The organism is Bradyrhizobium sp. (assembly GCF_035570375.1).
GTDB lineage: Bacteria > Pseudomonadota > Alphaproteobacteria > Rhizobiales > Xanthobacteraceae > Bradyrhizobium.
Genome location: NZ_DATMLW010000124.1, coordinates 1 through 15289 on the forward strand (window position 1 = coordinate 1; position 15289 = coordinate 15289).

Below are 15289 nucleotides of genomic sequence, written 5' to 3' on the forward strand. Positions count from 1 at the left end.
ATCGCGAGCGTAGCGCGGCGGGTCGGGGCCAAACGGCTAGTTCACCTATCAGGAATCGGCGCCGACGCGGCCTCGTCTTCGCCCTATATTCGCAGTCGCGGCGAAGGCGAGGCGGCCGTGCAGGCCGCATTTCCTGGCGCGATCATCATCCGGCCAGCGGTGATGTTTGCGCCGGACGACAGCTTTCTCACGACAATTCTCAGGCTGCTTCGGAGGCTGCCGGCTGTTCCGATATTCGGCGACGGCAGGACGAGGCTCCAGCCGACGTACGCGGATGACGTTGCTGCTGCGATTACACAAATTCTGCTGCAGAGCAAAAAGCCGTCTCCCATCTACGAACTGGCCGGCCCGCGCGTCTATTCATACGAGGAGTTGTTGCGGACTATTGCCCGTACCGCGGGTTTGCGGCCGGTGCTGATGCGGATGCCGTTTGCCTTGTGGGATGCAGTTGCCGGCGTCGCTGAAATCTTGCCGCACGCCCCACTCACCCGCAATCAGGTCGAGCTTATGCAGATCGACACCACAGCCTCGGACAACTTGCCGGGGTTTCACGCGCTCGGCATTTCGCCACGATCGCTCGAAGAAGAGCTCGAAGCGATGCTCAAGCAAAGCAAATGAGGAAACTCTGACGGCTGAGGATCAAGCTGGTGTTGTCGGTTCACCGGGGTAAAGCTGACCTCGCAGTCTCGCGAATCGAGGTTCGGCTTTTTGACCACAACGGACCAAACTCATCTTCGATCAGCTTGATGCAGGCGAGACAGGCGCGCCGCGTAGAGACGGCGAAGCGGGTGAAATTCGGGTGCGGCCTTGTCGTTGGCAATGATTGCAGCCCGGACCGCCAACGCAAGCACACTCACACGCCACCTGCGCGATGGCCTGCAAGAGACAGAGCGGCGTGGTGACAGCTACCCCCATGCCCGTCGCAACCATGGCGATCGAGCCATCCGACGTATCGAACTCACAATCTCATGCCAATATACATTTTTACTTCATTCGTGCCATATTTCTTGCTTCTAAGCCCGGCCGCAGGCCAATCTTCGCCGCTTCCTGAAAGATGTGCATCCGAGAGGCTTCTATGGGCGAGAACGCGGATTTTCTGGTGATCGGCCTTGGGGCGATGGGCAGCGCGACGCTGTACCAGCTGGCCAGGCGGGGAGCCAAAGTGATTGGCCTCGACCGATTCACCCCGCCCCACACGATGGGCTCTAGTCATGGCGAAACCCGCATCACGCGGCAGGCTGTCGGAGAGGGGCGCGACTATGTCCCCCTCGTGATCGATTCACATCGGATCTGGCGCGAGCTGGAAGCAGAGACAGGCGAGCAACTGCTAAACGCATGCGGCGTCCTCGTCATGGCGCCCGGCGTCGGCGAGACATCGCATCACGGCAAGCCGGATTTCGTCGCCCGTTCAACCGACGCAGCCCGAGCGTTCGGCATCACGCACGAAGTGCTCAATGGCAAGGAGGTCGCTCATCGATTTCCGCAATTCCTGGGCCTCGAAGGCAACGAGAAGGCCTATCATGAGCCTGGCGGGGGATACGTCCTGCCCGAGCGTTGCATCCATGCGCAGTTGACGCGTGCGAAACAGCTCGGCGCCGTGATCCGAGCGAATGTCGAAGTCCTGTCGATCACTCAAACTGGAGCCGGCGTTCGGGTGGAAACGACGGCCGGAACGTACAAGGCGGGCCAGGTAGTCGTGTCGGCCGGTGCCTGGAACGCGCATCTCCTCGGCGCACCGTTCGACCGCTTACTCACTGTGAACCGTCAGGTTCTCCATTGGTTCGAGCTCGAGGGCACCAGCGCCTATCGGGCCAACGCACCCGTCTTCATCTGGATGCACGGCGCGACGGACGTCGACTACCTGTACGGCTTTCCGCCGCTGCCCGGCGATCGTCGCCTCAAGGTAGCGACTGAGCAGTACGAGACCAGCACCACAGCGGACACCATAGATCGCGTTGTCGATCCGGCGGAGTCAGCCAAGATGTATCGGGACCACGTCCAGGGACGCATGGCCGGTGTCACGCCGCGTGTCGTCCAGGCGGCCGCCTGTCTCTACACCGTGACGCCTGACCGAGGCTTCATTATCGACCGCCACCCCGAGCAGGACAGAGTGTTCGTCATCTCTGCCTGTTCCGGGCATGGCTTCAAGCATTCGGCAGGTATTGGCAACGTTGTCGCTGAGAAGGTTGCCGAGGGTAGAAGCTCTATCGACCTTTCACCGTTCTCGGTATCCCGCTTCGGACTTAACATGGCGCGAACATCGCAGACTCACTGACGAGTCAGCGCCCTGATGTGTCGCGCATTCTAAACTTGGAGGTTTACCTGATGAAAAACCTACTCCGGCTTATGATCTACAGCGCCGCAACCTTGGTGATGCTCGGAGATGCTCATGCGGCTGATGGGGTTGACGCGATCAAGCAGCGTGGAACGCTGATCGTCGGCGTCAAAGCGGACTACAAGCCCTTCGGATACCGCGATCCGACTGGAAACATCGTTGGCATAGAGCCGGATCTTGCCGCCGACGTGGCCAAACGCCTCGGCGTCAAGCTCGAGCTCGTCTCAGTTGCGGCCTCGAATCGGATCGAATTCCTGCAGCAGGGGAAGATCGACTTGCTGATCGCAACGATGTCTGACCGGCCGGAGCGTCGCAAGGTCGTGCAGGTCATCGAACCGCTCTATTATTCCGACTACGTGAATATCCTGATCAACAAGAAGGCCGTTATCAAGGATTGGGCCGAACTCAAGGATAAGCCAGTCTGTGCAACTTCCGGCGCGTGGTACAACAAGGATGTCGCAAGGTCTTACGGTGTCGAGATTGTTGCATTCGACGGCTCGGAGAAGCCGCTCTTCGCCATGAAGCAGGGCAACTGCATCGGCTATCTTTACGACCAAACTTTTCTGCAAGGCAAACTGCTCGAGGACGAGTGGAAGGCTGACTATGGACTTCCCTTGAAGGGCGTGCTGCCGGCGCCCTGGATGATCGCCGTCGCGCTCGGGAATACCAGCCTCCAGAAACTGCTCGAAGACACAACCAAGGACTGGATGAAAATCGGTTTCATCGTGGAAGAGGAAAAGAAGTGGGGTATCGCGCCGACCGAGTACTCGCTCTCCATGCATGAGCAATACAAGGATAAGTAGACGAGCAAGCCTGGAATGCCGGCTTCAACCGACGCGCTGGATGAAACAGGTCAACGCTGCGAAACTGAAAGGAACGTCAGAGTGGCCACACTAGTTGGTGCCTGTCTAAATGAAATTCGGGGTCGTGCAGATGGACGTGATACGTAACTGGTTCCAGGAGCTCTATGACTCGACGGGCCTGAACTTCTCTGTTTTCTACGACGCATACGATTGGAACCGCTACGTCGGGGGCCTCAAGATGACGCTCTTTCTGAGCGTCACGAGCATCTTGTTGAGCCTTGTGATCGGCGCCGCGGGCGCCCTCATCCAGGGCGGAGCGTCGAAAATTGCACGAATGGCGGTCAATGCTTTCGTCGTTGTGTTCCGGAATACGCCGCCCCTGGTGCAGATATTCTTCTTTTATTTCGGCCTTGGCACCCTGATGCCGTCGATCGAAGGCGGCGGCATGAGAGTCCCGCTGCTGAATAATACTCAGTGGGCGGTCATCTCCTTGTCGCTGTTCGCGGGCGCATTCAACGTTGAGATCTTCCGCTCGGGCATCGAGGCGGTACCGCGGACGACGGTCGAGGCTGCCGAAGCGCTCGGCTATACGCGTATCAAGGCATACATCCATATCGTACTGCCGCTGGCTATCCGGGTCTGCCTGCCAGCACTGAATAATAACCTGGTCAATTTGCTCAAAACGACCACGCTCGCCTACGCGATCGCGGTGCCGGAAACGCTCTATGCAATCAAGCAAATCTGGTCGGAATCACAAAACGTCTTGGAGATGATGATCGTGTTGCTTGCGACCTACGGCATCCTGGTGGGTGTTCTCGTCTGGCTGATGCAACGGTGGGAACGGGCGATGCACATTCCCGGATACGGTCGATGAGCATCCGGCGGCATATTCCGAGCGGCTTTGCCACACTGCTACCTTACCGCGTCACGCCGACCCGGATGGCCTGCCAGATCAATCGCCTATGGGCCGCGGTCCTCTGCTTTGGTAGCGTCATGGTTGCATCGTCCGCCTGGAGCGGGAGCGGGCCAACCGCGCTGTCTCCGCTGGAAGTGATTGCGAAGTGGGCTCCTCTCTTGCTGAGGGGGTTCGCCTTCAACATTGCCATTTCGCTGCTGGCGATGCTGTTGGGCACGATTGCCGGCCTTTGGCTCGGCCTTGCGTTGCTCTCGGAGATCAAGATCGTCGCCGGCGTCAGCTGGTTTGTGACCCAGGTCTTCCGCAACGCGCCGTGGCTGGTGCTTTTGTTCTTCGTCATGTTCCTGGTGCCGTTCCAGGTCACCATCTTCAAGACGACCATTCCGTTGCCGGACTGGCAAAAAGCCACCATCGGCTTCGCGCTGCCCGTTATGGCGAATGTTGCCGAAGTCGTGCGCGGGGCAGTCCGCTCGATTCCCTCGACCCAATGGGAGGCGGCGGAGTCTCTATCATTCACGCGGCGCCAGGCGATGTGGCTGATTATCCTGCCACAATGCATCAAGAGAATGCTGCCGCCCTGGATGAACATCTATTCCCTCGTGGCCATGTCGACAGTACTCGCGTCGATCGTGGGCGTCTCGGAGATGCTCACACTGACAGCTCAGGTGCATGCGGCCGAAGGTGGGCGACCCGAACTGTTCGCCCCGCTCTACGGCTTCGCACTGCTGTGCTTCTTTCTCTATTGCTATCCCATCAATCTCTGGACGGCCCATCTTGAGCGCCGGTTTCATGTCCATTGAAGGAGCCGGACCATGGCCTCAGGTTGGACTCCAGATCAGCCGATTATTGAATGTGTCGATGTCCGGAAATCGTTCGGCACTTTTGAGGTCCTGAAAGGCATCAGTCTATCGGTCCGCAAGGGAGAGGTTATCTGCATCATCGGCCCCTCGGGCTCAGGCAAGTCGACGCTGATCCGCTGTATCAACGCTCTACTGCCGATCTCTGCCGGCAGCATCAGGGTTGAGGGTATCGACGTTTCCGACCCGAAGCTCGACAAACTCGCGCTGCGCCGGAAGGTCGGAATGGTCTTCCAACAGTACAACCTCTTTCCGCACAAGACGGCGCTTCAGAACGTGATGATGGCGCCGATCCATGTTCTCGGCCAAGACCGTCGTGAGGTTGAAACACGCGCCCAGGCACTGCTGGCCAAGGTGCGACTCGCGGGGAAAGAGCACAGTTATCCCGGTGAGCTCTCGGGCGGACAGCAGCAGAGAGTGGCGATTGCGCGCTCGCTCGCGATGCGGCCAGACGTGATGCTGTTCGATGAAGTCACGGCGGCCCTCGATCCGGAGACCGTCAAAGAGGTGCTCGTTACCATCCGTGAGCTCGCGGAGGAGGGGATGACATGCATCCTTGTTACACACGAGATGAATTTCGCCCGCGAGGTAGCCGATCACGTCTATTTCACCGACCGCGGCGTGATCGTCGAGCATGGGCCGCCGGATACGTTCTTCGCCACGCCCAAGGACGAACGCACGCAACGGTTTCTGTCTCAAGTTCTTTAAGCGCGATCTCGGCGGGAATCGTACAAAGGTTTGTAGGCGAGGGGCGGGATCATGCCGTTCGGGGACTTATGGTGGGTTAGGCTCATGCAAGGTGCCGCTATTGCCATCGAGTCCCGGTGCGCCGTTCGATCCAGTGTCAATGAACTGCCGCATACAGGATTTTGTCCTGGGTCGCCTCCGCGGCATCGAACTCAGCGACGATGCGCCCGGTGCGTGCCACAAGGATACGGTCCGACACAGCGAGTATCTCCGGCAGATAGGACGAGATCACGACGACCGCCTTGCCCTCGTCCGCCAATCGCCGGATTTCTGCATGAATATGCGGGATGGTGCCGACGTCGACGCCGCGGGTCGGCTCATCGAAAATGACGATCGAAGGCTCCTGGACCAGGGATTTTGCGAGCACGACCTTCTGTTGGTTGCCGCCTGAAAGCTCGACGATCCTGGCCTTGCGCTGCAAGGCGTTGATCTTGAGCCGCTCGACCCAATAGTTGGCAAGTTTCGACCGCCGCGCCCGTGCGAGCAGGAAACTGAAACCGCTCCTGGTCGCAAGCTTCCCGATATAGACATTGTCATCAACGATCATGGTTTCGAAAAAGCCGTTGGCTTTGCGGTCTTCGGTGATGTAGGCGATGCCGTCGTCGATCGCCTGCCGTGGAACGCGGTAACGGATCGGGCGTCCGCGCAGCCGGATAGTGCCGCCGTTCACCAGGTTGCGCTTCAGCGCGCCGAAGATGACCTTGGCAATCTCGGTGCGGCCCGAGCCGATCAGGCCAGCGATGCCTACCACTTCGCCGGCATAAACCGAGAATGACATGTTCTTCACCACCATGCCCATGGTGACGTTCTCGACCGTAAGCACCTTCTCGCGCCGATGATGTGCCGGCCGGTTCGAGCGACCGTAGACTGTCTGCGCCACCTGACGCCCGACCATGTGTTGTACGAGCGCGTCGCGCGTCAATGTTCTGGCAGGCGCCGTGATCACGAGTCGTCCGTCGCGCAGCACGGTGATGCGGTCGGCGATCTGAAGCGATTCTTCGAGCGCATGGGAGATATAGATTATGGCAACTCCCCGCGCCCGCAAGTCACGGACGAGATGAAAGAAATGGACGATTTCCTCGGGAGTCAGACTCGCCGTCGGCTCGTCGAATATGATGATGCGCGCCTTGTTGTAGATCGCACGCGCTATCTCGACCATCTGCTTCTTGGCGGTGCCGAGGAGCGCAACTGGGGTAGCCGGCTCGACATGAAAATTCAGCGATTGCAGCAGCTGCTGCGCCTGGATGTTGAGTGTGCGGAAGCGCGTGAGCAGCTTTTCGTTGCCGAGCTCGATGTTCTGCGCCGCCGTCATTGTCGGCACGAGGCTGGTCTCCTGGTAAACCATGCAGATGCCGGACGCCAGCGCCTCGCGCGGTTGCTCAAAGTTGACCGGTTTGCCATCGACGTAAATCTCGCCGGTGGTGAGCCGGATCGCGCCGGATATCGCCTTGCATAACGTGGATTTACCCGCGCCGTTTTCGCCGACCAGGGCGTGGACCTCGCCGGGATAAAGGTCGAAGCTGACGCCTTCGATGGCATGGACGCCGCCATAGATCTTGCTGCCATTGACGACCTTGAGCACGGGCTGGCTGCCCTCCGCGGCTTCGGCTGCGACATTCGACGACATCCCGAAATCGTTCATCTACCGTCTCCCCGCTCAAGAAGCAGGCATCCTGCGCCACGCGAGGCGATCACCAGGCCTTGCGGGGTCATGCAGGCGGCGGTAATGCCGTGGAAACGTCCGCCGGTTCGGCTATGCATGGCGTTGATGACTTCGCCGTTGGCGTCCAGATGCACGAGCAGGCCGTAGGAGCGCGGGGGCGCCCAGGGCTTCTGGATACCCAGCGCCTTCACGCCGCCTATTTGCATCGGCTCAAGACAATCGCTGCCGCCGGCGTAGGCGGGAGCGATCCAGTGGTCCGGCGGCACGGTCGCGATCATTTCCTTGCGGAAATCGTCTTCTTTCAGCACGAACTCTATCAAGTGAGTGCGGCGTGCAAACAGGCCCAGATAGAAACCGCCGCGGCCATCGGGTCGCAGACGCGCGGGATAGCCTGGCAGGTTGCGAAGCACGATTTCAGGCTGCGGCGTGCCGTTGCGCGGTATGCGACTGACGCGATGCGCCCAGCTTTCGCTGAACCAGATTTGCCCGCTATCCGGCGCGATGGCGATTCCATAAGGATAGCGCAAATCCTTCAGCAACGTTCTTGCGTCCTCGAGCCTGGGGCCGCACTCGATGAGACGGCCGTTGTGGCGCTTTTCCATGAGGTCGTGCCGCCATTCGGAAGGCGGGCGCCCCATGCTTCCGTCCACCGCAAAAATGCGGCCATCGGGCGCGGCTGCGACCGATATCAACCCGGCAAGCGCGCAACCCTCCGCCGTCTTTAGCCAGCGAGGCTCGGGCCTGGCCAGATCAATCGCCGCAAGCCCTCGGCCGGCCACGCAAACCAAAATGCGCCCGTCGGGATGAATCGCCAGTCCACCGGCGTCATCTTCGAATTCCGCCACCGGTGTGCGCGTCGCAAACCCGTCGCCCGAAAGCCTGAGGACGTGTCTGCCCGCCGAGACCAGCAAGGAACCGTCCTTGTCGGCGAGAACGTCGTCGAGACCTGGCAGGGGAGTCCCGATCGGCAGGCAGGCGTCGAGCCGGTCGTTCGGGCTCAGCGCGCCGTCGAGCGGCGGGATCGCGTTCTGTTCGCCATCCCGGTCAAGAATGCTGCGGATATCTCGCATCAGGTGATCAAAGAATCCCACGGCTCACCCCGTCACCCTGCTCTTGCTCCCCCAATAGGCCTCATAGTCGGTCCAGCTCTCGTCGATACCGTCGAGCTTGATACGCCCGATCCGATTGTTGTCGAGGCCACCGAGATATAGATAACCCTTGTGCTCGCGCATCGATGTCAGTGTCGAATGCGAGATGCCGGTCGGGTCCCACCAGGATTCCAGTGCTTCGCCCTGTTCGTTGAATTTGAGGACGCAACCATGGTTCAGGGCCGGCGCAAGCCACTCATCCGTCGGCACCTGCTTGACCATGCGGAGCCGGAAGCCGGGTTTGCGCGCCGCAAGGTCGAAGGTCGGCGTGCGAATGCCGACCAGCGCCAGCCAGTAATTACCGTCGGAGGCGCGGTTGATGTTGTCGGGGTTGCCGGGTAGTTCGTCGATCAGCACTTCGGTTTTTCCCTTGTCGGGGCCGGCTAACCAATGGCGGAAGATCTTGCACAGGGACGTGCTGGCGATCAGCAGCGACCTGCCGTCGTGCGAAACGCACACGCCATTGGGGAAGTAAAACTGGTTGATGAGAGTGTGCGTGGTCTTGGTTGCCGGATCGTAGCAGACCAGCCGGCCGTTCGGCCGTGATTCGAGAATGTCGAGCGTGTTGGTCGTCATCTCGTAGCGTGTTGTGCAGTCGCTGAAATAGATCTTGCCGTCAGGTGCGATGTCGAGGTCATCAGCCATGCGCAGCCGCGAGTCGTCGTTGAGCTTGTACCAAGTGCGGTTGGTTTCATCTGTTACCTTGAACACTTCGCCACTTGGCTTGACGCCATAGACTCCCATGCCTGCGACGCAAACGATGAGGTTCTCGTCGCGATCGAACTGCATGCCGAGCGGTCGGCCTCCGATGTGGGCGAAGACCTCTCGTTGCTCGAAGTCTTGACCCGAGAAGCGGATGATATTCCCGTCGCGGGTCGATCCGTATAGCCGGTCCCGCCGATCGAGGATCACGTCCTCCGGTCCCTCGACCTGATCAAGCCCGATCGCCTGCGCGTTGATGAGCCGATCGTTCTGCGCATAGGGCGAGCTTGATCCAGCCTGCACCGACGGCGCCTGCGAGAGCGCCATGAAGGCCGGATTGACATAAATCTTCTGGATCGCCTTGCCGCGGTTCTTCGCCCATTTGACATCGATCCCAACGGCAGCGAGCAGGATTATGCCCGTGACCGCTGAGCCGACATAACCGGGGATTCCCATCCGGACGAGTCCGTTGATCAACAGGAAGATGATCACCGCGCCGATCATCGCACGCCAAACCGTGCCCTTGCCGCCGGCGAGCGAAATGCCGCCGAGCACGACCGCGGTGAGCGCCTGAAATTCCCAGCCCACACCAGTGGTCGAATCGGTGCTCGACTGCCGAGCAGCGTAGAAAATGCCGCTGGCGGCGCACAGCAGGCCCGACAGGACATAGGTGAAGAACAGGATCAGCCGCACACGGATGCCAGCGTGCCGCGCCGCCTTGCGACTTGCCCCGATTGCGGTGAGGTGCCAGCCATAGCGTGAGCGCGACAGGAAGATGTGGCAGATCAGAAGCACAATGAAGAGCGTCGCAGCGTTGAGAGGGACCCCCAGAACGCTGCCGGTGCCGATAAAATCCCAGGTGTCGCTGTCCACCGAATTGGTCGCAAAAACCTGCGCGTACCTGGTGTTGAGAAGATTCACCGAAGCGCGCAGGATGATCAGCGTGACCAGCGTGGTCAAGAACGGCCGCGTCTTCAGATAACCGATCAGGAAACCATTGATGCCGCCAAGCGCCGCGCCGACCGCGAGCGTCGCCGCGATCGAGAGCCCGACCGGCAGCTCCAGCACGAACAGGAAGTAGAGCGCGGAGAAATTGCAGAACGCGAAAATTGCGCCGACGCTGAGGTCAATACCGCCGCTGATCAGGCAAAATCCCATCGCGAGCGCCACAAAGCCGAACTCGGCAAACAGCCGCAGCAGCGACAGCGAATTTTGCATCGTCGCGTAGTCCGAAACGGTCAACGCGAAATAAAGCCACAGGCCGATCATCACGGTGAACGGGATCACGGGCTCGAACCACTGCTTCAGCAATAGCTCCGACAGCAGCAGCCGCGGCGAGAAGCGCCGCACCGAGGTGGCGAACGAGTCCATCGTCATCGACATCGTTACGATACTCCCGAGGAGGATCCGACGGCGCGGGCTCTCGCCGCCGGATCGTGTCCACCTATTTCTTCGGGAGAGCGTAGCAATTGCCACCGTTCGCGTTGGTTTTGTCGATCCAGAGCGGTTGAGTATAAAATTCAAGATTGCGGGTACCCGGCTTCTCGCCCGATTCCAACAGCATCTGTGATGCCATCATCAGGTCGTGGCCCTGTTCGGTCGCCTTGTAGCTGAGGAACTTGTAGAAGTTGCCCTGATTGACCTGATCGCAATCGAGCTGGGAGCCTTCGCCGGAAGCGTAGACCTTCACCTGATCGATCTTGCCGGCGTTGCGGATGGCCTGCGCCGCACCTGATTCCATGATGCCCCAGAAACCGACGCTGGCGCACAGGTCGGGATGCTGCTGGATAACGGTCGCCGTGATGTTCAGCGCGGTGTTGGCATCCCAGTTGGCGGCCTGGTTCGAGACGACCTTGATGGCCGGGTCCTTGTTGAGAACCTCCAGGACCCCGCCGACCTGATCGACGCTCGCCGCAGCCGCAAGCTCGCCCTGGACAATCTGCACCTTGCCTGACTTGCCTGAGCCCGTGCCGCATTGCTTGACGACATCCTGGGCGAGGATCTTGCCCACCTCGTGCCAATCGGCGCCGACAAAGGCGCTGGACTTGTAGTTGGAGGACATGTTGATCTGGACCACATAAGTGCCCTGGCTCTCGGCGCGCTTGAGTTCCTTCATCAACAGCGTCACGCTGGGATTCTGGACGATCAGGACGTCTGGCTTTTGATCGACCAGCGCGGTGAGAGCCTGCTGCATGGCCGACGGGTTGTTGTTGGGATCGCGCACGATGAATTTCATGCCGCGCCACTCGGCCTCCTGCTGCACCACACGCGTCCATTCGTCCATCAGCGGCACGTTCAATGCGATCGGCAGGAATGCTATGGTCTTGCCTTGCAGAGCCTTGTCATAGGAGGAGCGAAGCTCGCGCGCGGTCTTGGTGCCGCTTTCCTCCTGCGCAGTCACCGTGAAGGGCAGTGCGGCAAACGCAAGGCCGACAACCGCCGCCATCCAATTTCGTTTAATTGTCATGAACTCCTCCCTTTGTTGGCATCAAAATTCGATTTTTGTTCTCAATCGCCCTGACGCGCCGTCTCCTCGTCGCGCGGGTGCAACCAGTTGTCGAGCACGATGGCGCCGAGCAGCACGATTCCCTTGATGATGTTCTGGACCTCGCTGTTGACGTCCATGATTGTAAAGGCGTTGAGCAGCGTGCCGATCAGAATGCAGCCGACCACGACGCTGAACACATTGCCACGCCCGCCGACCAGGCTGATACCGCCGATCACTACCACCAGGATGACGTCGAAGATCATCGTGCTTTGCGTGATTTGCATCTGCATGCTGCCGGTGGTGCCGATCCAGACCAGGCCGGCCATCCACGCGAGCAGAGCCACCAACACATACTCAAGCATGATCAGCGGCCGGAGCGCGATGCCGGCTAACCGCGCAGCTTCCGGGTTGTCGCCCTGGGCATAGATAAAGCGGCCGACCGACGTCATCGACAGGAACAGCTGCATTGCGATCGCGGCGGCGGCGAATACCAGGATCGGAACGGGAATACCGAACACGCGTCCGGCTCCGAGAAACAGCAGCGCCGGCGCGTCGGTCGGAGCATAGACGACGTAAGCGGGGGCGAACCAGAAGGCGAGGCCGTAAATCACAAAACCTGCCGCCAGCGTGACGAACAGGGCCGGGGCTTCGACGAAGGCGACCATGATGCCGTTCACGAGGCCGATCGTTACAGCAAGCCCGAGCGCAAGCAGACAGGCCCATCCGATCGGCATCCCCTGTTGGATCTTGATCAAGGCGATCGCCCAGGGACCGGCCATGATCGCGACCTCGCTCAAATCGATGCCGCGGCTGATCACGATCAACCCCATGCCAAGGCCCAAAATGCCGAGAATGGAGATGCTGCGCAGCAGGTTGAGCAGGTTGGTCACGGTCGCAAAGCCGCTTAGGGTCAGGCTGAAAACGATTACCAGCGCGATCGTGATCAATAGAACGATCTGCTCCTGGTTTGGCTTGGTGATCGCGAAGCGAAGTCGGGGAGCGCTTGCTGACGAAAGCGGGGACTCAATTGCCATGGCACACCTCGACGATGCACCATGACGCGGCCACATAGATGACCGAGGCTGCGGTCACGCGCATCAAATCCTCCCAAATATGCCTTTGGGTAACTCTCCACCGGATCAAGTCAGACGTCAAATGTGAAATGAGACCACTAGTGTCCCGATTCCGAAGTTCGTATCATTGCACGGCATATTCGTTTGCGAACTTCGGAATCGAAAGGACACTAGCAAATCTATGATTCTAGTGTGGCTTTTGGTTCAGAAGTCCGCTTGACGAACTCGCGGCAATAATGATGCGGACTTCTGAACCGCCACACTTGCCATCCCGAACCTGCTCGGGCAACGGTTGCGTTCGCGGAAACAAGGGCTCAGGCAACTTAAAGCCGGTCTAAAGAATTTCACCAGGCGAAACTTCCGACATGCGACGCCAGATTCCCGTTCCGGAATTGTGCAGGGCGGGATCAGACCCTGGCCTGGACATAAGTCTCAAAATGAACAGCTGCGGAAATGAAAATGGGGAGGGCAGAAAATGGCGGGCATACATTTGCTTGATCGGCTTGTCGGCGACGAATATCCGACTTTTGCCACCGAAGCCGATGTCCGTACCTTCGAGCAGACTCCTTACGCCGAACGAATCGCTGCCGAGAGCACTTATGATGCCATCAGGCTGGGGGCTGCCAAGAATCCCGATGCTCCCGCCATCCAATTCCTGGCCAACGCCGATCCGGCAGACACGCCGTTAGTTATTTCGCACCGCGATTTCGTCTCGCGAGTGACGCAAGCGGCCAACATGTTCCATGCGCTGGGAGTTGGCGATAAGGACGTCGTGAGCTTCATGCTTCCGCTTCTTCCGGAAGCTTTTATTGCCCTGTTCGGCGCCGAAGCCGCCGGCATCGCCAATCCCGTCAACCCACTACTAGAACCGCACCAGATCGCGGAAATCCTGGCGGCCGCGAAAACCACCGTCCTTGTCGCTCTCGGCCCGTTGCCTGGCACGGACATCTGGAAGAAGGTCGAGCAAGTCCGGGGCAGGCTGAAGCATCTGAAGGCCGTCGTGCAGGTCCGCGGCTCCGGCGATCCAGCGAATAAGAGTTATTCATTCGCCGACCTCATCAAGGAGCAACCTTCCGACCGGCTTGTCAGCAACAGGCGTATTTCCGGCGAGCAGACCGCGGCTTACTTTCACACCGGAGGCACCACCGGTACCCCCAAACTCGTCTGCCACAGTCACGCCAATCAGGTCTATCAGGCTTGGGCCTGCAATCTCCTGCTCAAGTCGAGACCCGGAGCCAATCTGCTTTTTGGCATGCCGCTTTTCCATGTCGGGGGCTCGCTCACACAGGCGTTGAGCAGCTTGTCAGCCGGCAGCTGCCTGGTCGTTCTGTCGCCCTCAGGATGGCGCAATCCTGCGGCCGTAAAGAACATCTGGGGGCTTGTCGAACGCTTCAAGCCCGAAGTTTTCAGCAGCGTCCCGACAGTTCTGGCCGCAGCGCTTTCCATCCCGCCCGGCAATGCTGACTTATCGAGCTTGCGATATGCGGCCGGCGGCGGATCGGCCATTCCCGTGGCCGTCGGCAAGGCGATCCAGGAAAGGTTCAAGATCCCGGTTATCGAAGTCTACGGCATGACCGAGACCTCAAGCGTTCACACGATGGCTTATCCGGATCGTCCCATCCGTCTCGGATCTGTCGGTCTGCCAATACCCTATAGCCGCGTTCGCATCGTCAAGCTGGACGCCAATGATCGCATCGAGCACGACTGCGACCCCGACGAGATCGGCGTTGTGGTCATGGCTGGCCCCGGTGTCTTCCGTGGCTATCTCAACGAAGTCCACAACAAGGGCGCCTTTGTCGACGGAGACTGGGTCAACTCGGGGGATCTCGGCCGCCTCGACAAGGATGGCCACCTCTGGATCACCGGCCGCGCCAAGGACCTCGTTATTCGTGGTGGCCACAATATCGATCCGGGTCCGATCGAGGATATCATGTTCCGGCATCCCGCCGTCGGCTTTGCTGCCGTGGTCGGCCAACCGGACGCCTATGCCGGAGAGCTGCCCGTGGGCTACGTGCAATTGAAGCCGGGTGCAACGGTCCAGCCGGGTGAACTGGAAGCGTGGGTCCGGGAGCGCACGCCCGAGCGCGCCGCTGTTCCCGCGCAAATCATTCCAATCGATCCGATGCCATTGACCGGCGTCGGCAAGGTGTTCAAGCCTCAGCTTCGGTGGGATGCTGCCAAACGAGTATTCACCACCGCTCTGGCGCCTCTCGTGGAAAGAGGCATCGACTGTACCGTTCAGGTAGGCCCGCATGGCAGCCATGGCAGCATAGCCACGGTCACGATCGCCGACGTCCCGCAGCAAAATCGCGAGGCAATCGCCAGCGAAGTCGATACCATTCTTGCCCCTTTCGTGATGCGCCACCAGACCGTCTATTTATAGCTTGCGCTACGTGGCGGTGGCCTAGTGAGGTGAATTTGAAGTTCCTATCAGTTTTGCTGCAGCCTCGTCATAGGATCTTCAAATTCAAAAACCGCACTGGAAAACATCAAGTTACCAGTGCTCCTTATGATTCCGAAGTTCGCATCAGTGGTCGCCGCGAATGTTTGCGAACTT

12 protein-coding genes and 1 pseudogene are annotated in these 15289 nt (G+C 59.7%); 7 read left to right on the forward strand and 6 right to left on the reverse strand.

Annotation, left to right across the window (positions count from 1 at the left end; all coding sequences use genetic code 11):
• Positions 1–54 precede the first annotated feature (54 nt).
• On the forward strand, positions 55–618 hold the full coding sequence (locus VNX23_RS12910) for a sugar nucleotide-binding protein (RefSeq protein WP_325630605.1): 564 nt from the start codon (positions 55–57) through the stop codon (positions 616–618).
• Positions 619–867: 249 nt separating this feature from the next.
• On the opposite strand, the pseudogene VNX23_RS31025 reads toward VNX23_RS12910, so the two are convergent.
• A pseudogene (locus VNX23_RS31025) lies at positions 868–960 on the reverse strand (LysR family transcriptional regulator); the annotation flags it as partial.
• A 115-nt stretch (positions 961–1075) separates the two neighbouring features.
• Here VNX23_RS31025 and solA point away from each other — a divergent pair.
• The 5 genes from solA (at position 1076) to VNX23_RS12935 (ending at position 5619) form a co-directional block, all read left to right on the forward strand.
• Positions 1076–2275, forward strand: a complete 1200-nt coding sequence (solA, locus tag VNX23_RS12915) for an N-methyl-L-tryptophan oxidase (RefSeq protein WP_325630559.1) — start codon at positions 1076–1078, stop codon at positions 2273–2275.
• 50 nt (positions 2276–2325) lie between these two features.
• Complete coding sequence (locus VNX23_RS12920; protein ID WP_325630560.1) at positions 2326–3138, forward strand: transporter substrate-binding domain-containing protein; 813 nt, start codon at positions 2326–2328, stop codon at positions 3136–3138.
• 130 nt (positions 3139–3268) lie between these two features.
• Entirely contained in the window at positions 3269–4012 is a 744-nt protein-coding gene (locus VNX23_RS12925; RefSeq protein ID WP_325630606.1) for an amino acid ABC transporter permease, read from the forward strand.
• Positions 4009–4854, forward strand: coding sequence for an amino acid ABC transporter permease (locus VNX23_RS12930; RefSeq protein ID WP_325630562.1), 846 nt, complete (start codon positions 4009–4011; stop codon positions 4852–4854). The genes VNX23_RS12925 and VNX23_RS12930 overlap by 4 nt, the downstream gene beginning before the upstream one ends.
• Before the next feature lie 12 nt (positions 4855–4866).
• The gene (locus tag VNX23_RS12935) at positions 4867–5619 is read left to right on the forward strand and encodes an amino acid ABC transporter ATP-binding protein (RefSeq protein ID WP_325630564.1); all 753 of its coding nucleotides are present in this window, start codon (positions 4867–4869) and stop codon (positions 5617–5619) included.
• A 136-nt stretch (positions 5620–5755) separates the two neighbouring features.
• Here VNX23_RS12935 and VNX23_RS12940 read toward each other — a convergent pair whose 3' ends face one another.
• The 5 genes from VNX23_RS12940 to VNX23_RS12960 form a co-directional block, all read right to left on the reverse strand.
• Positions 5756–7300, reverse strand: a complete 1545-nt coding sequence (locus VNX23_RS12940; protein ID WP_325630566.1) for a sugar ABC transporter ATP-binding protein — start codon at positions 7298–7300, stop codon at positions 5756–5758.
• Positions 7297–8412 (reverse strand): hypothetical protein, encoded by a 1116-nt coding sequence (locus tag VNX23_RS12945; RefSeq protein WP_325630568.1) that lies wholly within the window; start codon positions 8410–8412, stop codon positions 7297–7299. Before VNX23_RS12945 ends, VNX23_RS12940 begins: the two co-directional genes overlap by 4 nt.
• A gap of 3 nt (positions 8413–8415) precedes the next feature.
• Positions 8416–10554 (reverse strand): ABC transporter permease, encoded by a 2139-nt coding sequence (locus tag VNX23_RS12950; RefSeq protein ID WP_325630570.1) that lies wholly within the window; start codon positions 10552–10554, stop codon positions 8416–8418.
• A gap of 61 nt (positions 10555–10615) precedes the next feature.
• Positions 10616–11638: a sugar ABC transporter substrate-binding protein gene (locus VNX23_RS12955; protein WP_325630572.1), complete on the reverse strand. Its 1023-nt coding sequence runs from the start codon at positions 11636–11638 to the stop codon at positions 10616–10618.
• A 41-nt stretch (positions 11639–11679) separates the two neighbouring features.
• Entirely contained in the window at positions 11680–12693 is a 1014-nt protein-coding gene (locus VNX23_RS12960) for an ABC transporter permease (RefSeq protein WP_325630574.1), read from the reverse strand.
• Between the two features lie 514 nt (positions 12694–13207).
• Here VNX23_RS12960 and VNX23_RS12965 point away from each other — a divergent pair.
• On the forward strand, positions 13208–15115 hold the full coding sequence (locus tag VNX23_RS12965; RefSeq protein WP_325630575.1) for an acyl-CoA synthetase: 1908 nt from the start codon (positions 13208–13210) through the stop codon (positions 15113–15115).
• Positions 15116–15289 lie beyond the last annotated feature (174 nt).